Origin of the sequence: Pseudomonas sp. TWR3-1-1, assembly GCF_049896545.1 — a bacterium.
GTDB lineage: Bacteria > Pseudomonadota > Gammaproteobacteria > Pseudomonadales > Pseudomonadaceae > Aquipseudomonas > Aquipseudomonas weihenstephanensis.
The window spans coordinates 1-23263 of sequence record NZ_JAFCUO010000016.1 but is presented as its reverse complement, the minus strand read 5'-3'; the positions used below and the strand labels follow the sequence as shown (position 1 = coordinate 23263).

24 protein-coding genes and 1 pseudogene are annotated in these 23263 nt (G+C 58.4%); 16 read left to right on the top strand and 9 right to left on the bottom strand.

Features of this window, described 5'->3' with window-relative positions:
• From ACP7A4_RS22185 to ACP7A4_RS22130, 12 genes and pseudogenes are all read left to right on the top strand, one after another.
• A pseudogene (locus ACP7A4_RS22185) lies at positions 1–137 on the top strand (Hcp family type VI secretion system effector); the annotation flags it as partial.
• Positions 138–223: 86 nt separating this feature from the next.
• Positions 224–2299: a type VI secretion system tip protein TssI/VgrG gene (gene tssI / locus ACP7A4_RS22180; protein WP_426248340.1), complete on the top strand. Its 2076-nt coding sequence runs from the start codon at positions 224–226 to the stop codon at positions 2297–2299.
• A 36-nt stretch (positions 2300–2335) separates the two neighbouring features.
• On the top strand, positions 2336–3145 hold the full coding sequence (locus ACP7A4_RS22175; RefSeq protein WP_426248338.1) for a DUF4123 domain-containing protein: 810 nt from the start codon (positions 2336–2338) through the stop codon (positions 3143–3145).
• Positions 3146–3222: 77 nt separating this feature from the next.
• Complete coding sequence (locus ACP7A4_RS22170; protein ID WP_426248336.1) at positions 3223–3756, top strand: DUF3304 domain-containing protein; 534 nt, start codon at positions 3223–3225, stop codon at positions 3754–3756.
• A complete protein-coding gene (locus tag ACP7A4_RS22165) occupies positions 3741–4274 on the top strand; it encodes a DUF3304 domain-containing protein (protein WP_426248334.1) in 534 nt (177 codons plus the stop codon). Before ACP7A4_RS22170 ends, ACP7A4_RS22165 begins: the two co-directional genes overlap by 16 nt.
• Positions 4259–4792: a DUF3304 domain-containing protein gene (locus tag ACP7A4_RS22160; protein ID WP_426248332.1), complete on the top strand. Its 534-nt coding sequence runs from the start codon at positions 4259–4261 to the stop codon at positions 4790–4792. The genes ACP7A4_RS22165 and ACP7A4_RS22160 overlap by 16 nt, the downstream gene beginning before the upstream one ends.
• The gene (locus tag ACP7A4_RS22155) at positions 4777–5310 is read left to right on the top strand and encodes a DUF3304 domain-containing protein (RefSeq protein ID WP_426248330.1); all 534 of its coding nucleotides are present in this window, start codon (positions 4777–4779) and stop codon (positions 5308–5310) included. The genes ACP7A4_RS22160 and ACP7A4_RS22155 overlap by 16 nt, the downstream gene beginning before the upstream one ends.
• Entirely contained in the window at positions 5295–5828 is a 534-nt protein-coding gene (locus tag ACP7A4_RS22150) for a DUF3304 domain-containing protein (RefSeq protein WP_426248328.1), read from the top strand. The genes ACP7A4_RS22155 and ACP7A4_RS22150 overlap by 16 nt, the downstream gene beginning before the upstream one ends.
• Positions 5813–6346: a DUF3304 domain-containing protein gene (locus ACP7A4_RS22145; RefSeq protein ID WP_426248326.1), complete on the top strand. Its 534-nt coding sequence runs from the start codon at positions 5813–5815 to the stop codon at positions 6344–6346. Before ACP7A4_RS22150 ends, ACP7A4_RS22145 begins: the two co-directional genes overlap by 16 nt.
• On the top strand, positions 6331–6864 hold the full coding sequence (locus ACP7A4_RS22140) for a DUF3304 domain-containing protein (RefSeq protein WP_426248324.1): 534 nt from the start codon (positions 6331–6333) through the stop codon (positions 6862–6864). Before ACP7A4_RS22145 ends, ACP7A4_RS22140 begins: the two co-directional genes overlap by 16 nt.
• On the top strand, positions 6849–7379 hold the full coding sequence (locus tag ACP7A4_RS22135; RefSeq protein WP_426248322.1) for a DUF3304 domain-containing protein: 531 nt from the start codon (positions 6849–6851) through the stop codon (positions 7377–7379). The genes ACP7A4_RS22140 and ACP7A4_RS22135 overlap by 16 nt, the downstream gene beginning before the upstream one ends.
• The gene (locus ACP7A4_RS22130; RefSeq protein ID WP_426248320.1) at positions 7364–10003 is read left to right on the top strand and encodes a T6SS phospholipase effector Tle1-like catalytic domain-containing protein; all 2640 of its coding nucleotides are present in this window, start codon (positions 7364–7366) and stop codon (positions 10001–10003) included. Before ACP7A4_RS22135 ends, ACP7A4_RS22130 begins: the two co-directional genes overlap by 16 nt.
• 274 nt (positions 10004–10277) lie before the next feature.
• Here ACP7A4_RS22130 and ACP7A4_RS22125 read toward each other — a convergent pair whose 3' ends face one another.
• Genes ACP7A4_RS22125 through ACP7A4_RS22115 form a run of 3 tightly spaced genes read right to left on the bottom strand, consistent with a single transcriptional unit; the run spans position 10278 to position 14916 of the window.
• Complete coding sequence (locus ACP7A4_RS22125) at positions 10278–13355, bottom strand: MexW/MexI family multidrug efflux RND transporter permease subunit (protein ID WP_059761459.1); 3078 nt, start codon at positions 13353–13355, stop codon at positions 10278–10280.
• Entirely contained in the window at positions 13352–14479 is a 1128-nt protein-coding gene (locus ACP7A4_RS22120; protein ID WP_426248317.1) for an efflux RND transporter periplasmic adaptor subunit, read from the bottom strand. The genes ACP7A4_RS22125 and ACP7A4_RS22120 overlap by 4 nt, the downstream gene beginning before the upstream one ends.
• A gap of 23 nt (positions 14480–14502) precedes the next feature.
• Complete coding sequence (locus ACP7A4_RS22115) at positions 14503–14916, bottom strand: VOC family protein (RefSeq protein WP_203304041.1); 414 nt, start codon at positions 14914–14916, stop codon at positions 14503–14505.
• A gap of 47 nt (positions 14917–14963) precedes the next feature.
• On the opposite strand from ACP7A4_RS22115, the gene ACP7A4_RS22110 reads away from it, so the two are divergent.
• A complete protein-coding gene (locus tag ACP7A4_RS22110; protein WP_059761456.1) occupies positions 14964–15890 on the top strand; it encodes a LysR family transcriptional regulator in 927 nt (308 codons plus the stop codon).
• On the opposite strand, the gene ribD is transcribed toward ACP7A4_RS22110, so the two are convergent.
• The 6 genes from ribD to ACP7A4_RS22080 form a co-directional block, all read right to left on the bottom strand.
• Entirely contained in the window at positions 15869–16975 is a 1107-nt protein-coding gene (ribD, locus tag ACP7A4_RS22105; RefSeq protein ID WP_059761455.1) for a bifunctional diaminohydroxyphosphoribosylaminopyrimidine deaminase/5-amino-6-(5-phosphoribosylamino)uracil reductase RibD, read from the bottom strand. The two genes, ACP7A4_RS22110 and ribD, sit on opposite strands and share 22 nt — an antisense overlap.
• Complete coding sequence (locus ACP7A4_RS22100; RefSeq protein ID WP_426248315.1) at positions 16972–18672, bottom strand: WD40 repeat domain-containing protein; 1701 nt, start codon at positions 18670–18672, stop codon at positions 16972–16974. The genes ribD and ACP7A4_RS22100 overlap by 4 nt, the downstream gene beginning before the upstream one ends.
• 69 nt (positions 18673–18741) lie before the next feature.
• Positions 18742–19341, bottom strand: a complete 600-nt coding sequence (locus ACP7A4_RS22095; protein ID WP_203304040.1) for a GTP cyclohydrolase II — start codon at positions 19339–19341, stop codon at positions 18742–18744.
• Positions 19342–19383: 42 nt separating this feature from the next.
• Positions 19384–20334 (bottom strand): formylglycine-generating enzyme family protein, encoded by a 951-nt coding sequence (locus ACP7A4_RS22090; RefSeq protein WP_059761462.1) that lies wholly within the window; start codon positions 20332–20334, stop codon positions 19384–19386.
• Between the two features lie 92 nt (positions 20335–20426).
• Positions 20427–21164 carry a class I SAM-dependent methyltransferase gene (locus tag ACP7A4_RS22085; RefSeq protein WP_059761452.1) on the bottom strand — a complete coding sequence of 246 codons (738 nt, stop codon included), beginning with the start codon at positions 21162–21164 and terminating at the stop codon, positions 20427–20429.
• 89 nt (positions 21165–21253) lie between these two features.
• Positions 21254–21700: a DMT family transporter gene (locus ACP7A4_RS22080; RefSeq protein WP_059761451.1), complete on the bottom strand. Its 447-nt coding sequence runs from the start codon at positions 21698–21700 to the stop codon at positions 21254–21256.
• 202 nt (positions 21701–21902) lie between these two features.
• On the opposite strand from ACP7A4_RS22080, the gene moaC reads away from it, so the two are divergent.
• The 3 genes from moaC to moaE are packed head-to-tail and all read left to right on the top strand — an operon-like array spanning position 21903 to position 23070.
• Positions 21903–22376: a cyclic pyranopterin monophosphate synthase MoaC gene (gene moaC / locus ACP7A4_RS22075; protein WP_426248313.1), complete on the top strand. Its 474-nt coding sequence runs from the start codon at positions 21903–21905 to the stop codon at positions 22374–22376.
• Positions 22373–22615: a molybdopterin converting factor subunit 1 gene (gene moaD, locus ACP7A4_RS22070; protein WP_059761449.1), complete on the top strand. Its 243-nt coding sequence runs from the start codon at positions 22373–22375 to the stop codon at positions 22613–22615. Before moaC ends, moaD begins: the two co-directional genes overlap by 4 nt.
• A 5-nt stretch (positions 22616–22620) precedes the next feature.
• Complete coding sequence (gene moaE, locus ACP7A4_RS22065) at positions 22621–23070, top strand: molybdopterin synthase catalytic subunit MoaE (RefSeq protein WP_059761461.1); 450 nt, start codon at positions 22621–22623, stop codon at positions 23068–23070.
• Positions 23071–23263 lie beyond the last annotated feature (193 nt).

Sequence of the window (23263 nt, the reverse complement as noted above, 5' to 3'; positions counted from 1 at the left end):
ACAACTGCCAGGACCCGTCGAACGCGCATTTCACGCACCTGGAAGACGTGGAATTCACCTACCGCAAAATCACCTGGACCCACGAAGTGTCCGGCACATCCGGTTCGGATGACTGGCGTTCGCCTGTCGCGGGCTGAAACTGACCTGCTGCCTGACGGCATCCATCGTTGATCACGGTGGGTGCCGATGAAGCCGTTAAGGTGTTCACCTTGAGGAACAATGGATGTTCAGCCCTGCCAACGAAACGCAATTCACTCTGACCATCAAGGGGCTTGCTCACGATTTGCGTGTGCTTAAGTTTCACGGGCAAGAGACGATCAGCTCACCGTTTGCAATCAAGGTGGAGCTGGTGAGTGAACGCCCGGATCTCGACCTTGATAGCCTGTTGCATCAGCAGGCATTTCTGGCGTTCAACAACAGTGGTAACGGTATTCACGGGCAGATTTATCGTATTGCCCAAGGCGATTCGGGCAAGCGCCTGACCCGTTACAGCCTCACATTGGTGCCCCAACTGGCGTACCTGCGCCATCGCACCAACCAGCGTATTTTTCAGCAGCGCACGGTTGCGCAAATCATTGCCAATATCCTCCAAGAACACGGGATTCATGGCGATGCCTACCAGTTTCAATTGAATTCGACCTACCCGCCCCGTGAGTACTGTGTTCAGTACGACGAGTCGGATTTGCACTTCATTCAGCGGCTGTGCCACGAAGAAGGCATTCACTACCACTTTCAACATTCAGAACAGGCGCACCTGCTGGTGTTCGGCGACGACCAGACGGTCTTCCCTCAGTTGGACACGCCTACGCCCTACGTGCAGGGCAGCGGCATGGTGGCGCAAGAGCCGGTGGTCAAGCATTTCAATGTGCGCCTTGAAACCCGCACCAGCCGTACCACCCGCCGCGATTACGATTTCGAGAAAGCCGGTTTTCGGGTCGAGGCCGCCCATAGCCCGCAAGCGCAGAGCCCGCAGCCCGATCTGGAAGACTACGACTATCCAGGCTTGTTCGTGCAGGGCGAACGTGGCAAACCCTTGACCCAGCGTGCCCTTGAGCGCCATCGCGCCGACTACCGTCAGGGCGAAGGCAAAAGTGATCAGCCGACGTTGGTCTCGGGGCATTTCTTCTCCCTCGCCGAACACCCGCGCAAGGCGTGGAATGCCCTGTGGTTGCTGACCGAAGTCCACCATCAGGGCTATCAGCCGCAAGTGTTGGAAGAGAACATCACCCACGACAGCGACGCGGACGCCGAAGCATTCGAGCAGGGCTATCGCAACCGTTTCGTGGCCACCCCGTGGGATGTGTTTTACCGCCCGCAACAGGCTTACCCCAAGCCCAGGGTACTGGGCAGCCAGACCGCGTTGGTGACCGGGCCTGAGGGGGAAGAAATCTATTGCGATGCTCACGGCCGGATCAAGGTCAAGTTCCATTGGGACCGCGAAGGCAAGGTCGATGACAAGTCCAGCTACTGGCTGCGGGTGGCTTCCAGTTGGGCGGGCAGCAGCCACGGCAGCGTGACGATCCCGCGGGTTGGCATGGAAGTGCTTGTGACCTTTTTGGAGGGTGACCCGGATCAGCCGGTGGTCAGTGGCTGTCTGGCCAATAGCCTCAACCCGGTGCCTTACCCCCTGCCAGCCAACAAGACCCGCAGCGTGTTCCGCAGCCGCAGCTCCCCGCAGAGTACCGGGTTCAATGAACTGCACCTTGAAGACCGTGCCGGTCAGGAGCTGATTTACCTGCGCGCACAGCGCGACATGGAACACAAAGTCGAGCACGACAGCCGCTTGGAGGTCGGTAACGAACGGCATGAAACCATCATGGGCAACAACATCGTGGTGCTTGAGGCCGAAGATCAGCGTACGGTCACTGCCGACCGCAAGGTCGAACTCAAGGCCAATGATTATTTGCAGGTCGCCAGCAGCAGCCACACCCGCGTCGGGCAGACGCTGGTGGCCGAAGCGGGTCAGGAAGTCCATATCAAGGCGGGCGCCAATTTGATTCTCGATGCGGGCGCGAGCATCACCCTTAAAGCGGGCGGCCAACACATCGTCATTGGAGGCGGGGGGATATTCAGCAGCACCCCGATTCAAATCGGTGGCGCACCGGCCAGCGGCACGGCTGCCGCACCGTTGTTGCCCGGTTTGCTCGGGTTATTGGCTGTGCCCTCGTTGCTTGAACAAAAGCACGCTCAGGCAGCTCAACCCCCTGGGCAACCCGAGACGCCACCGCCGCTCAAGCCGGTGTGCAAAGACTGTCTGCTCGCCGCGCAGGCCAAGGCTGATGCGCTGGTGGCACGTTAACGTTTATGTGACGCACACAAAAAACAAGGAAAGGTCATGTTATCGACCGCAAAGGACTGGCTGCATCACTTGATGGATGAGGCGCGCAACGCTGGCCTCAATCACCTGGACTTGCTGCTCAATGGCGCCGTGTTGCCGCACGGGCTGTTAGCGCCCCTGATGGAACAGGTTGCGGCGCCTGAGTGTGCCCGGTTGTTCGAGCACACCCTTGAGCACGCATTGGCGCACCAAGGGCCGCTGTTGTTGCGCATTGCATTGGGCAATCAAGCGCAGTGCGCAGAGGCAGCGCAGTTGCTCAATGCCGTCCACACGCACTTTTGTGTGCTGGCCCTGACCAGCCGCTGGCCTTTCGAGGCATTGGCGGCGCACATGCGCGGCGCTACGCAGGCGACCTGGAACAAAGGCGCCAGCAGCGGTGTGCTGCGCTACTACGACACGCGCCTGTTCCGGCATTTTTGCGAGCAGCTCGACCCTCAGCAACTCGGGCAATTCCACGCCCCGGTGAGCCAGTGGTACTGGATCGACCACGACGGCAAACAGGCGTCGCTCTCAGGTTTTGATGCCCGTATTCAGGACCAGAGCGGGTTGACCGGCTTATCCCTGAGCGATGATCAGGTGCAGCACCTGCAAGCCGTGAGCGCAGCCCTTTTATGGCTCAAAAGCCATGAGTGTACGCCGCACGCACATGGCTTCACCTCGCACGAAGGCCTGATCCGCTGCCTGACCGGCATACACCTGGAGGTCAGCCGTCAGCAGTTGCCAAAACACCTGCACGAAGACTTCATCGCCAGTGCGTTGAGTGAACACCCGCCCTTGAGCCTTAGCCCTGGCAACGTTGTTCTGTGAGGTGCGCAGTGTGTGAGGTTGACCGGCGGCTTTGCGTTGCAAAACGGCGAGCAGAAAAAAATGGAGGAGCCGGCCACATGTCCAACATCATGATTCGAGCACTGTGGCTGACGTTGATCAGCGGTCTCTCGTTGCAAGGCTGCGCCCAACCCAAACCTGAGCGTTTGGGGGCACCCATCGAGGGCTACAGCCATACCTCGGCGGCGATTAACCGTTTTTCGGTGAATGGGAATGGCGGGCCGAATATCGGGCCGTATGGCGGCGGCGGTAAGCAGAACTGCTGCGCGCCGATGCCGGTGAAATGGCATTCAGGGCTGACGGTGGTGGTTGAGTGGGAGAAGGACCCTAATCCACATGATTCAGGAAATTGGCCTAAACCCCGCTATTCGGAGGCTTGGCGCAAGGCAGCCAGAGAGCACGAGACGCACTACACCCTCCATCGAGCCGTTGTGCCTGTTGCGCGGTATGAGCGATTGGGCGTGGTGAATGTGCATTTCTTACCTTGTAACCAAGTGGCGGTTACCGCAGGACTCATGATGCCCGGCACGCCTAACTACCCTTATAAGTTCCCTCAAAAAATGGAGGAGCCGGCCACATGTCCAACATCATGATTCGAGCACTGTGGCTGACGTTGATCAGCGGTCTCTCGTTGCAAGGCTGCGCCCAGCCCAAACCTGAGTATTTGGGGGCACCCATCGAGGGCTACAGCCATACCTCGGCGGCAATTAACCGTTTTTCGGTGAATGGGAATGGCGGGCCGAATATCGGGCCGTATGGCGGCGGCGGTAAGCAGAACTGCTGTGCGCCGATGCCAGTGAAATGGCATCCAGGGCTGACGGTAGTGGTTGAGTGGGAGAAGGACCCTAATCCACATGATTCAGGAAATTGGCCTAAACCCCGCTATTCGGAGGCTTGGAGCAAGGCAGCCAGAGAGCACGAGACGCACTACACCCACCATCGAGCCGTTGTGCCTGTTGCACGGTATGAGCGATTGGGCGTGGTGAATGTGCATTTCTTACCCTGTAACCAAGTGGCGGTTACCGCAGGACTCATGATGCCCGGCACGCCTAACTATCCTTATAAGTTCCCTCAAAAAATGGAGGAACCGGCCACATGTCCAACATCATGATTCGAGTACTGTTGCTGACGTTGATCAGCGGTCTTTCGCTGCAAGGCTGCGCCCAACCCAAACCTGAGCGTTTGGGGGCACCCATCGAGGGCTACAGCCATACCTCGGCGGCGATTAACCGTTTTTCGGTGAATGGGAATGGCGGGCCGAATATCGGGCCGTATGGCGGCGGCGGTAAGCAGAACTGCTGCGCGCCGATGCCGGTGAAATGGCATCCAGGGCTGACGGTGGTGGTTGAGTGGGAGAAGGACCCTAATCCACATGACTCAGCCAATTGGCCTGATCCGCCTTTTTCTGATGCTTGGAGCAAGGCAGCCAGAGAGCACGAGACGCACTACACCCACCATCGAGCCGTTGTACCTGTTGCGCGGTATGACGAGTTGGGGATGGTGAATGTCCACTTCTTGCCGTGCAACCAAGTAGCTGTTTCGGCGGGGGCTACCTATCCCGGTCGTCCTGATTATCCGTTCCACTTCCCTCAAAAAATGGAGGCGCCGGCCACATGTCCAACATCATGATTCGAGCACTGTGGCTGACGTTGATCAGCGGTCTTTCGCTGCAAGGCTGCGCCCAACCCAAACCCGAGCGTTTGGGGGCACCCATCGAGGGCTACAGCCATACCTCGGCGGCAATTAACCGTTTTTCGGTGAATGGGAATGGCGGGCCGAATCTGGCTCCGTATGGGTACGGTGGCGGTCAAATGTGCTGTGCGCCGATGCCAGTGAAATGGCATTCGGGGCTGACGGTGGTGGTTGAGTGGGAGAAGGACCCCAAGCCGCATGATTATGTCAATTGGCCTAAACCCCGCTATTCGGAGGCTTGGCGAAAGGCAGGCAGAGAGCACGAGACGCACTACACCCACCATCGAGCCGTTGTGCCTGTTGCGCGGTATGAAGAGTTGGGGCTTGTGAATGTCCACTTCTTGCCGTGCAACCAAGTAGCTGTTTCGGCGGGGGCTACCTATCCCGGTCGTCCGGATTATCCGTTCCACTTCCCTCAAAAAATGGAGGAACCGGCCACATGTCCAACATCATGATTCGAGCACTGTGGCTGACGTTGATCAGCGGTCTCTCGCTGCAAGGCTGCGCCCAGCCCAAACCCGAGCGTTTGGGGGCACCCATCGAGGGCTACAGCCATACTTCGGCGGCGATTAACCGTTTTTCGGTGAATGGGAATGGCGGGCCGAATCTGGCTCCGTATGGGTACGGTGGCGGTCAAATGTGCTGTGCGCCGATGCCAGTGAAATGGCATTCGGGGCTGACGGTGGTGGTTGAGTGGGAGAAGGACCCTAATCCACATGACTCAGCCAATTGGCCTGATCCGCCTTTTTCTGATGCTTGGAGCAAGGCAGCCAGAGAGCAAGAGACGCACTACACCCACCATCGAGCCGTTGTGCCTGTTGCGCGGTATGAGCGATTGGGCGTGGTGAATGTGCATTTCTTACCCTGTAACCAAGTGGCGGTTACCGCAGGACTCATGATGCCCGGCACGCCTAACTACCCTTATAAGTTCCCTCAAAAAATGGAGGAGCCGGCCACATGTCCAACATCATGATTCGAGCACTGTTGCTGACGTTGATCAGCGGTCTCTCGCTGCAAGGCTGCGCCCAACCCAAACCTGAGCGTTTGGGGGCACCCATCGAGGGCTACAGCCATACCTCGGCGGCGATTAACCGGTTTTCGGTGAATGGGAATGGCGGGCCGAATATCGGGCCGTATGGCGGCGGCGGTAAGCAGAACTGCTGCGCGCCGATGCCGGTGAAATGGCATTCAGGGCTGACGGTGGTAGTTGAGTGGGAGAAGGACACTGATCCGTATGCTTATGGGCGCTGGACTGAAGCGATGTTTTCTGATGCGTGGAATAAGCGTATGGATGAACACAAAAAGCACTACACCCACCATCGAGCCGTTGTGCCTGTTGCGCAGTATGAAGAGTTGGGGCTGGTGAATGTCCACTTCTTGCCGTGCAACCAAGTAGCTGTTTCGGCGGGGGCTACCTATCCCGGTCGTCCTGATTATCCGTTCCACTTCCCTCAAAAAATGGAGGAACCGGCCACATGTCCAACATCATGATTCGAGCACTGTTGCTTACGTTGATCAGCGGTCTCTCGCTGCAAGGCTGCGCCCAGCCCAAACCCGAGCGTTTGGGGGCACCCATCGAGGGCTACAGCCATACCTCGGCGGCAATTAACCGTTTTTCGGTGAATGGGAATGGCGGGCCGAATATTGGGCCGTATGGCGGCGGCGGTAAGCAGAACTGCTGTGCGCCGATGCCGGTGAAATGGCATCCAGGGCTGACGGTGGTGGTTGAGTGGGAGAAGGACCCTAATCCACATGATTCAGGAAATTGGCCTAAACCCCGCTATTCGGAGGCTTGGAGCAAGGCAGCCAGAGAGCACGAGACGCACTACACCCACCATCGAGCCGTTGTGCCTGTTGCGCGGTATGAAGAGTTGGGGATGGTGAATGTCCACTTCTTGCCGTGCAACCAAGTAGCTGTTTCGGCGGGGGCTACCTATCCCGGTCGTCCTGATTATCCGTTCCACTTCCCTCAAAAAATGGAGGAACCGGCCACATGTCCAACATCATGATTCGAGCACTGTTGCTGACGTTGATCAGCGGTCTTTCGCTGCAAGGCTGCGCCCAACCCAAACCTGAGCGTTTGGGGGCACCCATTGAGGGCTACAGCCATACCTCGGCGGCGATTAACCGGTTTTCCGTGAATGGGAATGGCGGGCCGAATATCGGGCCGTATGGCGGCGGCGGTAAGCAGAACTGCTGTGCGCCGATGCCGGTGAAATGGCATCCAGGGCTGACGGTGGTGGTTGAGTGGGAGAAGGACACTGATCCGTATGCTTATGTGAATTGGCCTCCACTCGGAACTGATGGATATCGGGCTGCTTACAAGTTGCATGCGGCCAAGTACACCCACCATCGAGCCGTTGTACCTGTTGCGCGGTATGAAGAGTTGGGGCTGGTGAATGTCCACTTCTTGCCGTGCAACCAAGTAGCTGTTTCGGCGGGGGCTACCTATCCCGGTCGTCCGGATTATCCGTTCCACTTTCCTCAAAAAATGGAGGAGCCAGCCACATGTCCGAAGCCATAAATGCACCTGTAAAAAAACCATCTCCAGCCTTCCTTAGCCCGACGCCTGATTTCAAAGAGGGTGGCTTATTGCCTGAGTCCTCGGCTGATGTGCTACGTAACTATCGAATTCAACAGGCGGCTTACCAGCCGTTTGAGCAAAAGGCGATGGATGAGGCGCGTGCGGCGGGCAAGGTTTACGCGGGTGCACCCTGCATGAAGATCATTACCGTCACCCTTTGCTTTGACGGCACTAACAACCATGAACCGTCAGATAGCAAGGCGCGGCCTTCGACGACGACCAATGTCGCTCGTCTTTACCATGCGAGTGTGGGCCGTAACGGTGATGAAGCTACAATGCGTGAAGGATTTTATGCTTATTACATGCAAGGTGTAGGCACCGAGTTCAAAGAAATAGGCGAGTTCGCGCCTGATAATCAGGGCCTGACCATGTCGGTGGGCGGTGAGAACCGAATCAATTGGGGGCTGACCCGTTTGATTGATGCTTTGAAAATGGCATGCGGAAAAAAACAACTGACGTTGGGTGAAAGTTATTCGCTGGTGCAAGACATGGGCACCAGCCTCACCGGAGACCTCCTTGGCGCATCAATATTTAAAAACAGCTATGGCCGGCGCAAAGAAGTGCTGGAAGCACCGCTGGCAGCGCTTAAAACCCAAATTGATGCCGTCCACGCATCCAAGACCACTCCCGAAATAAAAGCCGTGCGCCTGTTCGTGTACGGTTTTTCACGCGGAGCAGCCGAGGCGCGGGCGTTTGCCAACTGGCTCGAAGCCTTGACCAAGGTCGAGGTAGCAGGCGAAACCTGTTACCTGTTTGCCGGCCTGCCGATCAAGATTGTGTTCATGGGGCTGTTCGATACCGTGGCGTCGGTGGGCCTGCCGTATCTGGTGCCGTTTGCCGCCGGGCACATGGGCTGGGCCGATGGCAGCCTGCGTTTAAGTGATGACGAAAAGTTCCTTGAGCACTGCGTGCACATGGTGGCGGCCCATGAGCAACGCAGTTGTTTCCCGGTGGATTCCATTCGGCGCAAAGCCAACCCGGATGACCCGATGTGCCCGTCCACCTACCGCAAAGGCACTGCGGAATACATTTACCCCGGTATGCACTCCGATGTCGGTGGCGGTTACCCACCCGGCGATCAGGGGAGGGCATCGGAGGGCGGAAAAGAGGTGTTGTCGCAGATCGCTTTGCATCATATGTATGACGAAGCTTACAAAGTAGGTGCGCCTTTGCAGTCCCCCCCAGAAGCACTTACCAACGCATTAATAAAAGAACGCCCCTGGCTGATTATGAGTGACTCAACGTCCGTTGAATTCGCAGTCGGCCCCACCGTCACCCACCGCTTCAACACCTGGCTGGACGCTATGGACAATGGCCCTCTGGAAGAAGTGATGAAGCGCGAAGCGGGGTTGATTACCGGTTGGCGCATCAGTCGTTACGCCAAGGGGCGGGCCAGTCATACGCAGGCGTACGGCAATGTCACGAAGTACGGCACGGCTAACGACATGACTCGCGATGAAATCACTGCTTTTTCGGCATTACACGCCATGCAATTGAAGGAGGATGCCGCCATCCTTGCGGGCGATCCTGCGCCTGTCTTGTCCGAGATCCAGCAGGCCACCAAAACAGCCCACGAAGCCACCAAATTGGAATATGAGCTTCGCACCAACACCAAGGAGCCGATCACCTTCAACACCAGCAAGTTGTACGAACCCAACCTGGATTGCCGTCAGTTGCTCAACGGCATGGCCGACTTTCGACGCGATTACGTGCCGGAATGGAACATGACCGCCAGTGAGATTTTCAGTTTTGGCACGCTCATTAATACCGCGCTCGGCGGGTTGGTCTACATGACCAACGAGCAAGATGAAGCGCAGCACTATGCCGACATGCGCCGGGACGGAGAACTCAGCTACGCCAAGCTGTTTGGGGAAAATGGCAAATCACGGAACGACAACGTGTTGCCGATCATCCGCCTGTTTGATGAGCATGTGCACGACTCCCGCGCCTGGTTCATGAATGCGGCCTTGAATGAGCGCGAGATATTCAGTGACTACTTTCGTTATCGCGGGATCTTTTTCGACAATGAGTCCAACAACGAGTTGTCGCTGTTGGTGACCACCGAGCGCGTGGTGGGTGTAGCCATTGCCGTGGCCAGTGTGGGCTTGAGCGTGAAACGCCATGACCCGCGCTTCCTGATGGGGCTGATTATCCCGAGCCTGGGCACCCCGGTGTTTCGCGGCAAGGTGGGTTTGCCGAGCATCACAGCCTTTGACACCGTCACCGGGCGCGCGCTGCCCATGCTGGAAGGGCTGACGTCCATCCGCAACTTCACCAAAGATCCAGGCAGTGCAGTGAAAGCGGTACAGGCCTTGCCATTACCTGCCGCGTTGACGGAGAAAACCGCCATTACGGAGGATCTGATGGCCATCTTCAAAGGCGAAAAAGGCGACCCGTCAGCGACACCCGCGTTGCACCCGGCGCAGGCCGTGCAGAGCGTCGCCTGGCAAGCCCTGACACGCCGCCCCGTCGCAGTGAACGCCGACGATCAAGCCATTGCCGCGTTGATCGGGAGCCATGTGGTGGGCCAGGCGGTCGATTTCGATATTGATTCGTGTGTGTAGAGGCGGTTGCAGCTCGGGCGTGCGCGTAGGGGGCTTGATCGCTGCCTGATAGTCCGCCCCGGCCCGTTGTTCGGCGTAATGGGCGCGTAATTAGGGCTCCCAAGCCATCACCGTATGCAGAATGACGATGGCTTGGGGCTGGCTCCGCTCGTTAGGGATGTGCTGAGGCGCTTGAAAATTGAAAGCAGGAATTGAACGTAGAAATGCCCCTTGTGTCAGGGGATTTCTACTTTTTCGAAGCTGTTTAGCCGCTACAACATGAGGCCTAAGCCCGTTATGCCTTGCTGTAAAGGGGCTTAAGCTCAGCGGGGTGGGGAGCGTGCTCCGGCACACGACGTTTGGAAATCAACGTATAAATCGACGGCAATACAAACAACGTAAACAACGTGCCCACCACCATGCCCACCACGATCACGATGCCCAGTCCGAAACGGCTGCTGGCACCTGCGCCGCTGGCGAACAGCAGCGGCACCAGGCCCACCACCATCGCTGCGGTGGTCATTAATATCGGCCGCAGGCGAATGCGCGCCGAGCGGATGATGGCGTGGGCCGGTGAGCACCCGCTGGCCTGTTGCAGTTCGTTGGCAAATTCGACCATCAGGATGCCGTGTTTGCTGATCAGGCCGATCAAGGTCACCAAGCCGATTTGCGTGTAGATGTTGAGCGTCGCCCAGCCCAGCGCCAACGGAATCAAGGCGCCGCAGATCGACAGCGGCACGGTGATGAGGATGATCAGCGGGTCGCGCAGGCTTTCGTACTGCGCGGCCAGCACCATGTAGATGACGATGAGGGCGAACAGGAAGGTCAGCATCAGCGCGTTGCCTTCGTGGATAAATTGCCGCGAATCCGATTGCCAGTCATGGCTGAAACTGGCAGGCAGGTGCGCGCTCTGGTTGGCCAGAAAGGCCACTGCTTCGCCCAGGCTCACGCCCGGCGCCGGGATGCCCTGGAAGGTAGCCGAGTTTTGCTGGTTGAACTGTTTGAGGCGGTTGGGCTGGATGTCGCTGTGCAGGCTGACCACGGTGGCGAGCGGCACTTGCACGCCGCGGTCGGTGCTGACGTAGAAGCCATTGAGCGATTGCGGGGTCAGGCGCTGATTGGCCTGGGTCTGCGCGATTACGTCATAGGAGCGGCCCTGCAAGCCAAAACGGTTGGTGTAGTTTTCGCCCACCAGCACCGCCAGGGTGCTGGCGATGTCTTGCAGGCGAATACCCAGGCTGTTGGCCTTGCTGCGGTCGATGCGCACCTCGGTCACCGGGTTGTTGAAGTCCAGGTCGCTGTCGACCACGGCGAACAACCCGCTGGCCCGTGCCTGCTGTTTGATCTCGTGCATGGCCTGATACAGCGCGCGGTAGTCTTCGGTGCTGCGAATCACCAATTGCACCGGCAAGCCACCGGTGGAGGCGGGCAGCGGCGGCATCTGGAAGACGAAGATCGAGTCGCCTTCCACTGCGTCGACAGCCTGTTGCAACTCGCTTTGAATCTGGACGGCGCTGCGCTCGCGCTTATCCCACTCACTGAAGTTGACCCCGGCAAAACTCGCCGCCACTCCATCCGTGCCGTTGATGATCCAGGTGCTGGTGGTTTCCGGGAGCTTGGCCAGCAGCTCGCTCAATTGGGCGGCGTAGCGCTCCACGAAGTCGAGGTTGGCGTGTTGCGGAGACTTGATCGCCAGCAGCAAGTTGCCTTGGTCTTCATTGGGTGCCAACTCTTTATCGGCCTGGCCATAGAGCAACGGCAAGCTGAGCAGCACCAGCCCCCCGAACGCCAGCACCGCACCGCGTGCACGCAGTGAACGCAACAGACCGCGTTGATAGCGGCGCGATAAACGATCGAAGAAGCGCTCGGCCAATCGACTCATGCGACCTTCGCTTTGGCCGGCGGGCAACAGTTTGGCGCACATTACCGGGGTCAAGGTCAGGGCGATGACGCCCGATACCAGTACCGCTCCGGCGAGGGTCAGGGCGAATTCCTTGAACAGCGCGCCAGTCAGGCCGTTCATCAGCCCGATAGGCATGTACACCGCGGCCAGGGTGATGGTCATGGCAATCACTGGCGAGGCGATTTCCCGCGCGCCGATCAAGGCGGCTTGCAACGGCGCGAGGCCGTCCTTGATGTGGCGGTGAATGTTTTCGGTGACCACAATCGCATCGTCCACCACCAGCCCGATGGCCAGCACCATCGCCAGCAATGTGAGCAGGTTGATGCTGAAGCCGAACAGCGCCATCAGTGCCAGTGCGCCGAGCATCGACAGCGGGATGCTGAGGATCGGAATCAGCACCGTGCGCCACGAGCCCAGGCACAGGAAGATGATCACCACCACGATCAAAATCGCTTCGAGCAAGGTTTCGATCACTTCCAGGATCGAGGCTTCGATAAAGTGCGCCGTCTCGAAGGCCAGCGCCACTTCGACGCCGGGCGGCAGGGTTTTCTGGATGTCGGGCAGCAGGCGTTTGATGCCTGCGACGATCAGCAGCGGGTTGCCTTTGGGGGTGGCGTATAGCCCGAGGTGAACGGCGGGCTTGGCGTCCATCAGGGCGCTGGTTTCGTAGGCGGCGGAACCCAGTTCGATCTCGGCGATATCGCGCAGGCGTAGCAGGTGATCGCCGCGATTGCTGATCACCATGTCGCGAAATTCTTCGAGGGTATTGAGGTCGCTGTTGACCTGGATCGACGACACCACGTACTGGCCTTTGATTTGACCGGGCGCCGCCTGAAAGTTGTTGGCACGGATCGCCTGTTCCACCTGATCGGCGCTGATGCCGTGACCCGCCATGCGTTGCGGGTCGAGCCACAGGCGCATCGCCAGGTGTTGGCCGCCAAATGTCTGGACCTTGGCCACACCTTCAATTGTGGCGAACAAGGGTTGCACCACACGGCTCAGGTAGTCGGTCATGGCCGCCGCCGATAACGTTGTGCTGGCAAACCCCACGTAGGCCACAGCGGTGGCGTCGCCGGCCGAGCGCTCGATGACCGGGTCGTAGGCTTGCTCGGGCAGGCGGTATTTGACCTGGTTAACCTTGGCGATTACCTCGCTGAGTGCCTTGGCCGAGTCTTGGTTGAGGGCCATGCGCAGGGTAATCACGCTGTGGCCCTGGACTGACGACGAGCTGACGTAGTCGACGCCCTCTACCGAGGCCAGCGACTGGTTGATCGGCTGCGTGATAAAGCCTTGCATCAACTCGGCGGGTGCCCCGGGGTAGTCGGTGCTGACCGTGATCACAGAGCTTTCCAGCAGCGGGTACTGACGCACCGGCAAGCCCATGTAGGCTTTAAGCCCCGCCAGCAGGATCATCAAACTGACCACCAGCGCGAGCACCGGGCGGTGGACAAAAATGTCGGTGAACTTCACGGCTGTGTTCCCCCATCGGCCGCGAGAGCGGTGCTGTTAATGGGGTCGATGCTGGCACCGTCGCTGAGTTTGATTTGGCCTGACGTCACCACTTGATCGCCGGGCGCAACGCCCTGATTGATCACGACCCAGCCATCGCGCCGCTCGCCGGTCTTGACTGACACGCGCCGTACGGTGGGTGCGCTCTGAGCATCGAGGGCCGGTTGTACCAGGTACACGTCCTCGCCGTAGGCGCTGTAGGTCACGGCGGTTTCGGGCAGGCTCAAGGTGTTTTCCGGCATGGCCTGAGGCAGGCGCACGCGGGCGAACATGCGTGGCAGGGCGGCGGCGGGCGGGTCTTGCAGGCGTGCCTGAAGGCTTAAAGTGCGCGAGCTATCCAAAAACGGGTCGACGCTGCTGACCACGGCCGTTAACGGTTGGCCGGGCAGCGCATCAAGCTCAATCAGCAAAGGGCTGCCGGTTTTGAAGTGCGCCATGGCTTGCTCCGGCACGCTGAAGTTGACGTACAGGCCTTGGTTGCCGATCAGGTTGATCAGCGTATCGCCGGGGTTGACGTATTGCCCCACATGCACTTTGCGAATACCCAATGTGCCGGCGAAAGGCGCGCGAATGGTGCGTTGTTCAATCTGCGCCATCAGTTCCTGCAAGGCGCCGCGAGCCGTCGTGTATTGGGCCTGGGCATCGTCCAGTGCCTCGCGCGAAACAGCGTTGGAATGGATCAGTTTTTTCAGGCGATCAAGGCGTACGAGGGCGTTATCGACCTGACCTTGCAACCGCACCTTTTGCCCGCGTTGCGGCGCATCGTTGAGGCGCACCAGCACCTGCCCGCGTTCAACGCGTTGGCCGGACTCAATCGGCAGCTCGACGATGCGCCCACCTACTTCGGCGGGCACGCTGACTTCTTCGACCGCTTCCAGTTCGCCGATGGCTTGCAGGTAGCGGGTAAACGTCTGCTGACTGACGGGCGCGACTGCGACCTTGACCGGCGCCGCCACATAACCGGCTGCGGCCGGTTGCCGCGCGTACCACAGGCCCCATGCCACACCGCCAAGTACGAGTCCAGTCATGGCCCAAAGGGTTTTGTGCCGGATTAACGGGCGAGTGCTTGCTGCAACGTGTGCCATGATCTTTTTCCTTAAAGATGCAGTCAGTAAATCGGCCAACAGCCCGGCGTGAGCAGTTCGATGAGGTTGTGGTCGGGGTCGCGAAAATAGATGCTGGAGCCGCCTTTGGGCCACTCGGTTCGGCCTTCGATGGCCACGCCGCTGTCGCGCAGTTTTTGCTCCCAGCCGGGCATGTCATCGGTGTCGATGGCAAAGCACACGTGGATCCGGCCACTGGCATCGTGCGGGGGGATTTCGCCGCCACTCAGGTATTTGGTTTGCAGTGAGGCGCCGCGTTTAAACAGCAGCAAGGTGTTGAGCCCGCCGACGTTGAATGCAACGAGCACGTCGCTTTCGACCATGACCTCCAAATGGAGCGTTTTATAGTAAAAATTTTTCGCTGCTGTAAGATCTTCCACGTAAAGCGCGGTTTCAATAATCCGTTTGAGTTGAAGCATGATGCGCTCCGTATCGGGCAGGTAGTCCCGGATTGGTGAATGACAGGATGGTCATGGTTTTACTGCGCAATATTGATTTGAACCTGTTGGTGGTGCTCGACGCGTTGCTGACTGAAAAACACGTGACCCGTACCGGCGCCCGATTGCATTTGAGCCAACCGGCCATCAGCCATTCGCTGAGCAAGCTGCGGGTACTGCTCGACGATCCGATCCTGATTCGTCAGGGCAGCGAAGTGGTGTTGAGTGCCCTGGCGCAAAACCTTCAGGCACCGCTCAAGGAGATCCTCAGCCAGATCGAAATCCTGCTCGGCAAGTCGATCGACTTCGTGCCGGCCAACTCCCATCGCACATTCCGTTTGGCCATGTCCGACTACGGCGCCGCCATTGTGTTGCCCAAATTGTTGCGCCAATTGCGCGCCCAGGCGCCCAACACCACGCTGGTGGTCACTCAGGACAGCCGTCACGGCATGTTTGAACAGATCGCCCAAGGCAAGATTGATCTGGCATTGGGCGTGTTCCCCCACCTGACAGCAGACATCTCCAGTGAAGTGCTGTTTGAAGAAACGTTTTCTTGCCTGCTGGACCGCAGTACGCTGCCAGCCAGCGGCCAACTGGACTTGGACAATTACCTGCTGCGCCCGCATATTTCGGTGTCGGTGGACGGCTGCACCAATGGTGAAATTGATCGCCTGTTGCGCGCCGAAGGGTTGCAGCGGCGCATTGCGGTCAGCGTTCCCCATTGGCGCACCGCGCCCAGCATGATCAGCAACACCGACCTGATCCTCACGGTGGCCACCCGCACCCTGGACAATGCCCCGCTTGACGATGACCTGGTCAGCCTCAGCCCGCCCTTGCCGATTCCGCCGTTTCCGTTCGTACAGATCTGGCACAACCGTTTTGGTGAAGACCCGGCCCACATCTGGCTGCGTGAGCAAGTCAGGCAAGTGCTGGGTCATGGTGCGCCCGCCACCTGAACCGGCCGCAAGCGCAAGCGCAAATCCTCACCCAGTTGTGTGACGTCAAACAGGGTGAAGTCCAGCGCTTGCTTGAGGTGAACCAGCTCCGGCATGTGCACCAACGGACGTGCCAGATCACCCAGCAGTTTGGGCGCCATATACACCAGCACTTCGTCCACCAGCCCGGCCTTTAGAAAGGCGCCCGCCAAGGTGGGGCCTGCTTCGACCATCACCTCGTGCAGGCCGCGCAGGCTGAGCTGGCACAGCAGTTCATGCAGATCCAGCCCATAGATATCGCCGTCCACACGCAACACTTCAGCGGTGGGCGCCTGGGGTAATGGCGTGTCGTTGTGCAACACATGCAGGCTCGGTGCGCTGGCGTTAAACACTTGCGCCCCGGCCGGTACGCGCGCGCTGCTGTCCAGTACCACGCGCATGGGCGCCACGGCCTCAGGCGATGAAGGTTGGCGCACCGTCAGTAACGGGTCGTCTCCCAACACCGTGCCGCTGCCGGTGATGATGGCCGCACAGCGGGCACGCCAGTGTTGTACATCCATTCGCGCCTTGGGCCCGGTGATCCATTGCGAACGGCCATTACTCAGCGCAGTGCGCCCGTCCAGGCTCATGCCCATTTTCAGCTGCACCCAAGGGCGCTGGCGCTCAATGCTGGAGAGGAAACCTCGGTTCAGCTCACTGGCCGCCTCACGCATCAACCCCACCTTGACCTCGATACCGGCCGCTTTGAGTTCGGCGATACCTTGGCCGTTGACCTGCTTGAACGGGTCTTCGAGGGCCACCATGACTTTACTGATGCCACTTTCAATCAATGCCTGATGGCACGCCCCCGTGCGGCCAACGTGGCTGCACGGCTCCAGCGTGACGTAGGCCGTGGCGCCTTTGGCCAGGGCGCCGGCCTGGCGCAAGGCGAATACTTCTGCGTGCGGGCCACCGGCCCGCCGATGCCAACCTTCGCCCACCACACAATTACCGTGAGCGATCACACAGCCCACCCGAGGGTTGGGCCATGTGGAATGGCTGCCACGTTCGGCCAACGACAGCGCGTGTTGCATGTGCTGAAAGTCGACTTCGGTGAAATAAGTCATGACACTAAATGCCCGCCTGCACGGGCCGCGATCGGGTAAATACGCCCGTCATACGCACTGGCCAGGAAACCATTGCCGGTGGCGGCCTGGGTCAGGCAGGAGATCCCGCTGGCGGTTGGTTTTTCGAACTTCTCCCAACGGCGGGTGCGCACATCAAACAGGGCTACGGTGCCGCCGTAACTGCCGGTGGCGATCAGGTTCTGATCCTTGGAGATGGCAATGCATTTGATGGAGTGGTGATGCGGTGTCTCGAACACTTCGCTTTCGCCATCACGCCACAGGCGCAGCTTGAGGTCGCGACCGATGCTGGCGAAGCCGCCCTGGATTTGTGTGCAACCGTTGGAGATTCGGTCGTGCGCCTGGTCCAGGTAGGTGTGTTCAGTGAAGTCAGCAATGTTGAAAAAGGCGGCAGCGGCGGTGGCGCACACGCTGAATATGAAGGTCTCGTCAGCGGCAATGCCTTTGATGGCGTTGTTGTGCATGGCCACTTCGGTGAGGAACTCCGGTTGCTGGTGTTGTAGCTTGAAGATCAATGCTTCACCGGTGTACGTACCAATGGCGGCGTGCAACTGGCCATCTTTGATAAACGTGGTGCCACAGTTTAACGGTGAGCGGTGCTGGTAAATGGCCTGGCCGGTGCGTGCATCGAATACGGTGCCCATTTGGCCGCCGGTCAGCACACTGTCACCAAACGGCAGCAAGAAGTTGCACAGGCTGCCAGCCTTGGTGTTGGCGACGCCGTTGACGTGCAGGATGCCCGCGTCGCCGATGCTGAAAATGTCGTCGTTGACCAGTGCGACCGCGTTCAGGCTGATGGCAGGCTCGATGCCGCCCAAGTCCCAGATCTGGGTGCGGAAGTTCCAGGTGGCGTAGCACGAGCCGAAGGTCACGAATGCGATTTGGTCTTCGCCAAGCAGGGCGCAACTGCGTGGCCAGATGATGCTCGGCAGCGAGGTCTCGGCGGTTTTTTCCAGCCGATTGTGGCTGTTCAGGTGCCAGAGCATCACGGAGCGGTCATAGCTGAGGCTGATCAACAGGCGTTGGGCGTCATCCCAAATGATGCGCTTGATACCCGCCGTATGCGCCGGTTGCAGATAAGTGCCTTGAGCGCTGATCAACGATATTTTGCCTTCGTCATCCCCGGCGAAAATGATCCCGTCACGCGACAGGGCCACGGTGTCGGTTTCAACGCCACCCAAGTCGATGATTTCCAGTTGCTCGCCGGTCATTGCATCCCAGCGGCGGATCGAGCCGTCGTCGCTGCTCGACACCAGCGTCGCGCCATCCACCGCCCAGCACACCGAGATCACGTCGGCGGTGTGGCCTTTGAGGATGCGCAGGGTGCGGCCATTGAGATCAAAAATACGCAGGGTATGGTCGCGTGAGCAGGTGGCGATGGTCTGGCCGTCTGGCGAGAAGGCTGCCATTTCGATGTCATCGTCGTGACCAATTAAAACCGCCTTCATGCGCAGGCTCGGGACTTCCCAGACACGCGCGGTGTAATCGCTGCTGGCGCTGACCAGCAGTGTGCCGGTGGGGTTGAACGCACACTGGTTGGCCAGGTGGTCATGCACCACGCGCTGGATGGGGGTTTTGGTTTTAGCGTCCCAGAGAATGACCTGATTGTCATAGCCTGCGGTGGCGACATAGCAATCTTTAAACGTGGCAATACCGCTGATAGGGCCGAAGTGTTTCATGGTTATTCATCCTGAATAATGTAAGCGTGCGTCATGCCGTTGAGTTCACACCTGTATTAACGGCCAGACTTATTTGAACAAGTTGATGTGGTGGTTCTTTTTATTGATCTTGGCTTGTAAATAAGGGCGGTTATGTTGGGTCAAAAAAACACCGGTCGGGATTACGTCGTCGACGTACACGCCATTGTTTTGCAAGGCGACCACTTTTTCCGGGTTATTGGTGATCACGCGGCAGTGTTGTACGCCCAGGGCTTTCAACATGTTGGCGGCTTCGGTGAAGTCCCGATCGTCCTCCCCGAAGTTCAAATGCTGATTGGCTTCGAACGTGTCCATGCCGGTGTCTTGCAGGCGGTAGGCCTCTAACTTGGCATATAAACCAATCCCGCGGCCTTCTTGGCGCAGGTAAATCAGATAACCGCCTTCTTCGTGCATGCGCTCAATGGACTCGGACAATTGCGGGCCGCAGTCGCAGCGTTGGGAACTGAACACATCCCCGGTGAGGCATTCCGAATGCAAACGCACCAAGGGACTGTTGAGGGAGGCCGGTCCCAGTTTAATAACGATGTGCTCTTTGTCCGCTTCAAGCCCTGTGAAACTGAAGAACGTACCCGGGATACCCGACTCATTCAGATGAATATCAACCTGGTTTCTAACGCGCAGCGGGTTCATAGAATTCCTTTCCTATTAACAGCATTTTTTTATTCGACAGGGTTACAGCGTTTCAGCGAGCCTGAAGCCCATTACATAAATGTCGCGCGGGTATTTGCCATGGCGGCGGCAATTGCGTGCCAAATCACGAAAGCGCGTAAAGCTGCCGCCGCGTGCGATGCGATGCGTGCCTACCACTTGCACCAAGTCATCGTTGATGGCTTTGCCGCCGGGGTAGGGCGCGTAATTGTCCGCCACGTATTCCTCGACATTGCCAGCCATGTCCAGGCAACCAAATGGCGATGCGCCCAACGGAAACATTCCCACGGGGGTGGTGTTGAAAATGGCCATCTCGGCCGTGTTGGCGTGCTCCGGCAAAAAGCGCTCGCCCCACGGAAACTCGAAGTTTTCAGGCCCGGCGCCGGCGTATTCCCATTCAGCTTCAGTCGGCAGGCGAAAAGCGCGCCCTGATCGAGCGCTCAACCATGCCACGTAAGCATCGGCATCTTCGGCCTGCAGCCCGTAGACCGGATGATTCGAGCGTTCGACCGGAAACTGCCCAAAGGCCCAGTTATTGGGGATGCGCGGCTGTAGCGAGTCTTCGAGAAAGGCCTTGTATTCGAGGTTGGTCACCGGGTACTTGCCGATCGCATAGCGGGGCAGGTGCAGGGTATGGCGCGGCACTTCTTTTTCAATCCAGCTGCGGTCCAGCCCCAACCCTTGCAGGGTATCCATCACGCCGTCGACTTTGGCTTCATCCAGCCCGGTCTCGATCCAGCCACCTTCAATTGTGATCATTGGCGGGTTAAGCACATCCAGACGCGGGTCCATTGTTTCGGCCAGATAACGCCCGGCCCCCAAGCGCAATGGCAGCGCCACTTCTGCGTCCTCCACGCGACGGCACAGCAGGCTGGCTGGCGCCTGGGTCAATTGCTGCCACTCGGCTAGTGGCAGGGCCAGGCTGAGTCCGGGCTGGAAGTGCTCTTCCAGGCCCATTAATTGGCGGTCCGTCATTTGCGCCGTCAGTGGGCCGTTAAACACCGGCCAGTGAGGAAACGCTTTGGATGGGTTGGCCACGTCGAACTCCAATACAAGTAAAAAGGGTGTCAGAGGGTGCAGACCAGACCGGTTTGCAGGCAGTTGCGCTCAAAGTCACCCCAGTAGCCTTCAGGGAATTTCTGGCGATTGGCTTGGGAGATCAACGGGCGTTGCCAGTGGTAGTCACTGAAACCCGCCTTGCGAATGGCACGTTCGTAGTCTTCGTGGCTCCAGCGGTAAAAGGTGAACTCGCTGGGTGGCGTGGTGACGAACTCTGACGGGCAACGGAAGCCGCCTTCGTGGGCATTTTCACTTTTGACATGTACGCCGTACTTAGTGAAGTTGCCGTCGTCCAGGCGAAAGCTCGGGTCTACGGTGTAGGCGATCAGCTTGCCACCCGCTTGCATGTTGTCGGCCACGGCCTTGAACATGGCGTCCAGTTCGGCGGTGGATTGGGCATAGTTGAACAGCCAGGCGGCGGTAACGCGTTCGAATTGCCCCATCACCGGCATGTCGCACACGTTGGCGACATGAAACTCAATGGCTTCGTTATGCTGTGCCGACTCTTTGCGCGCCAGATCAATCATCGCTGCGGAGATATCGACCCCTACCACGCGGGCGGCTCCCCGCCGATACAGTTCGCGTCCGAAATAACCGTAACCGCACGCAAGGTCTAATACAGACTTGCCTTTGATATCCCCCACCATATGAAAGAACGTCTCGGTTTCAACAGACCGTTGTGAGGCGGTGTCCGTGAACACTTCGAAACGATCGCCAATAGCGTCATACGCAGTAAAAGAACTCATTGCTCACCTATTAAATGTGATTGCTGTTATTAAATGCCGCTGCAATAACCCTGCTCCGGGTCTACAGGTGCACGTCTGGATATTCAACGTTAACTGCGCACGGCAATAAGAAAGCCGGCCAGTACGACACTCACGCCAATGATTTTTTGTACATTGATCGCTTGTTTAGGCAGCCCGACCAAACCGAAATAATCGATCAGTAGCGAGATGGTCAGTTGGCCGACAATCACCGCCATGATGAAGTTGAGAGCCCCCAGGCGTGGCACCAGAATGAGGGCGGCGGTGATATATAAAACCCCGGCAATGCCGCCAAACCAAATCCACCAGGGACCGTCTTGCAGCGCCGTCAGGTTTGGACGGGGGACTTTAAATATCAGCATGACCAGCATAATGGCCACGCCACTGACCAGCAGTGAAACGGCCGTGGCCCACAGCGGATGACCCAATAAAACGCCCAGTTTGGCGTTAGTGCCCGCTTGTAAAGGCACGGCAAAACCTGCCAGTAAACTTAAAACAATAGAAACAAATAAGCTCATGGGCGGGGGGTGTCCTTTTTTTTAATCTTTTACGGCGAATGTAAAAGCAGGGCCAATTCTTTGTTCTAATACGCGATATTCGCGCGCTGGATCGCCGTGCTGTAGCCCTTTGGGCATAAGGCGTGTGAGGCCACTGGCTGAACGGACGTGCGCTTGATTAACCCAGAGGTTTACAATCGGCGCACTTGAATGGAGTAACCCTGTGCTGACTCATTTAGATTCTCAAGGCCGCGCCAACATGGTTGATGTCACCGACAAAGCGGTAACAGCCCGTGAGGCCGTGGCACAAGCGGTTGTACGAATGCGTGCTGAAACGCTGGACATGATCGTCAGTGGCGGGCACCCCAAAGGGGATGTATTTGCCGTTGCGCGGATAGCGGGCATTCAGGCAGCGAAAAAAACCTCCGATTTGATTCCGTTGTGCCATCCGTTGATGCTCACCAGCGTCAAGGTTGAACTCAGCGCTCACGGCACTGACGCGGTACTCGTGGTGGCGCGTTGCAAACTCGCCGGGCAAACCGGCGTCGAGATGGAAGCACTGACCGCAGCCAGCGTTGCTGCGTTGACGATTTATGACATGTGCAAAGCGGTCGACCGCGGCATGACTATCGAAAGCGTGCGCGTGCTGGAGAAACTCGGCGGCAAGAGCGGGTATTTCACGGCGGCTGAGTCATGATAATCAAGGTCAAGTATTTCGCTCGCTACCGCGAAGCCTTGGGGTGCGATCACGAGGAGGTTAAGGGCGAATTTGCCACGATTGAAACACTGCGATCGTGTCTGGTGCAGCGCGGCAGTTATCAGGTTCTGACGGAGGCTAATCTGATGTGCGCGCGTAACGAAGAGTTGTGCAAACCTGATGAGCCGCTAGTCGATGGCGATGAGGTAGCTTTTTTTCCGCCAGTGACGGGGGGCTGATGCACATGACCATTCGAGTTCAGGCAGCGGCCTTTGACCCGGGCGCCGAAGTGAATGCCATGCATGCCGCCAACGCGGGTGTAGGCGCTGTGGTGAGCTTTGTCGGCTACGTGCGCGACTTCAATGACGGCCGCGACGTGGCGGGTATGTTTCTGGAGCACTACCCTGGCATGACCGAAAAAGCGCTGGGCAAGATTGTCGTCGAAGCTCAACAACGGTGGCCGCTGCTCAAACTCCACGTATTGCATCGGATTGGGGCGCTGGAGCCGGGCGAACCTATTGTGTTTGTCGGGGTGGCGAGCGCTCATCGCCAAGCGGCGTTCGACGCGTGTGCGTTTGTGATGGACTACCTGAAAACCCGCGCACCCTTCTGGAAAAAAGAACACACCGCTGACGGCCCGCGCTGGGTAGAAGGGCGGGCTAGCGATCACGCCGCGGCGGATCGCTGGGCGTAACGTCAAACCCGCGCGATCGATTAAATAGATCCGTTTCTTTTAAAGGTTTCAGAATCCTCCTACGCATGATCATCAGGCTTATCCGTTAGCGTCAGCGCCTCTGTTTCAGAGGAGTCACGGATGTCTACCCTTCGCCCCCCATCGCGTTTCAGCCTGGTGATAACCGGCAGTGACGATTCGCTTCAGGTACTGG

Excerpts from the sequence above, each read along its gene's own strand:
- ACP7A4_RS22150 (WP_426248328.1), top strand. The coding sequence starts at position 5,295 with ATGTCCAACATCATGATTCGAGCACTGTGGCTGACGTTGATCAGCGGT.
- ACP7A4_RS22115 (WP_203304041.1), bottom strand. The coding sequence starts at position 14,916 with ATGCTTCAACTCAAACGGATTATTGAAACCGCGCTTTACGTGGAAGAT.
- ACP7A4_RS22120 (WP_426248317.1), bottom strand. The coding sequence starts at position 14,479 with ATGGCACACGTTGCAGCAAGCACTCGCCCGTTAATCCGGCACAAAACC.
- ACP7A4_RS22085 (WP_059761452.1), bottom strand. The coding sequence starts at position 21,164 with ATGAGTTCTTTTACTGCGTATGACGCTATTGGCGATCGTTTCGAAGTG.
- ACP7A4_RS22100 (WP_426248315.1), bottom strand. The coding sequence starts at position 18,672 with ATGAAACACTTCGGCCCTATCAGCGGTATTGCCACGTTTAAAGATTGC.
- ACP7A4_RS22110 (WP_059761456.1), top strand. The coding sequence starts at position 14,964 with ATGGTCATGGTTTTACTGCGCAATATTGATTTGAACCTGTTGGTGGTG.
- ACP7A4_RS22160 (WP_426248332.1), top strand. The coding sequence starts at position 4,259 with ATGTCCAACATCATGATTCGAGTACTGTTGCTGACGTTGATCAGCGGT.
- ACP7A4_RS22175 (WP_426248338.1), top strand. The coding sequence starts at position 2,336 with ATGTTATCGACCGCAAAGGACTGGCTGCATCACTTGATGGATGAGGCG.
- moaE (WP_059761461.1), top strand. The coding sequence starts at position 22,621 with ATGACCATTCGAGTTCAGGCAGCGGCCTTTGACCCGGGCGCCGAAGTG.
- ACP7A4_RS22090 (WP_059761462.1), bottom strand. The coding sequence starts at position 20,334 with ATGACGGACCGCCAATTAATGGGCCTGGAAGAGCACTTCCAGCCCGGA.
- ACP7A4_RS22165 (WP_426248334.1), top strand. The coding sequence starts at position 3,741 with ATGTCCAACATCATGATTCGAGCACTGTGGCTGACGTTGATCAGCGGT.
- ACP7A4_RS22140 (WP_426248324.1), top strand. The coding sequence starts at position 6,331 with ATGTCCAACATCATGATTCGAGCACTGTTGCTTACGTTGATCAGCGGT.
- ACP7A4_RS22080 (WP_059761451.1), bottom strand. The coding sequence starts at position 21,700 with ATGAGCTTATTTGTTTCTATTGTTTTAAGTTTACTGGCAGGTTTTGCC.
- ACP7A4_RS22155 (WP_426248330.1), top strand. The coding sequence starts at position 4,777 with ATGTCCAACATCATGATTCGAGCACTGTGGCTGACGTTGATCAGCGGT.
- ACP7A4_RS22095 (WP_203304040.1), bottom strand. The coding sequence starts at position 19,341 with ATGAACCCGCTGCGCGTTAGAAACCAGGTTGATATTCATCTGAATGAG.
- moaD (WP_059761449.1), top strand. The coding sequence starts at position 22,373 with ATGATAATCAAGGTCAAGTATTTCGCTCGCTACCGCGAAGCCTTGGGG.
- ACP7A4_RS22130 (WP_426248320.1), top strand. The coding sequence starts at position 7,364 with ATGTCCGAAGCCATAAATGCACCTGTAAAAAAACCATCTCCAGCCTTC.
- ACP7A4_RS22135 (WP_426248322.1), top strand. The coding sequence starts at position 6,849 with ATGTCCAACATCATGATTCGAGCACTGTTGCTGACGTTGATCAGCGGT.
- ACP7A4_RS22145 (WP_426248326.1), top strand. The coding sequence starts at position 5,813 with ATGTCCAACATCATGATTCGAGCACTGTTGCTGACGTTGATCAGCGGT.
- tssI (WP_426248340.1), top strand. The coding sequence starts at position 224 with ATGTTCAGCCCTGCCAACGAAACGCAATTCACTCTGACCATCAAGGGG.
- ribD (WP_059761455.1), bottom strand. The coding sequence starts at position 16,975 with ATGACTTATTTCACCGAAGTCGACTTTCAGCACATGCAACACGCGCTG.
- ACP7A4_RS22170 (WP_426248336.1), top strand. The coding sequence starts at position 3,223 with ATGTCCAACATCATGATTCGAGCACTGTGGCTGACGTTGATCAGCGGT.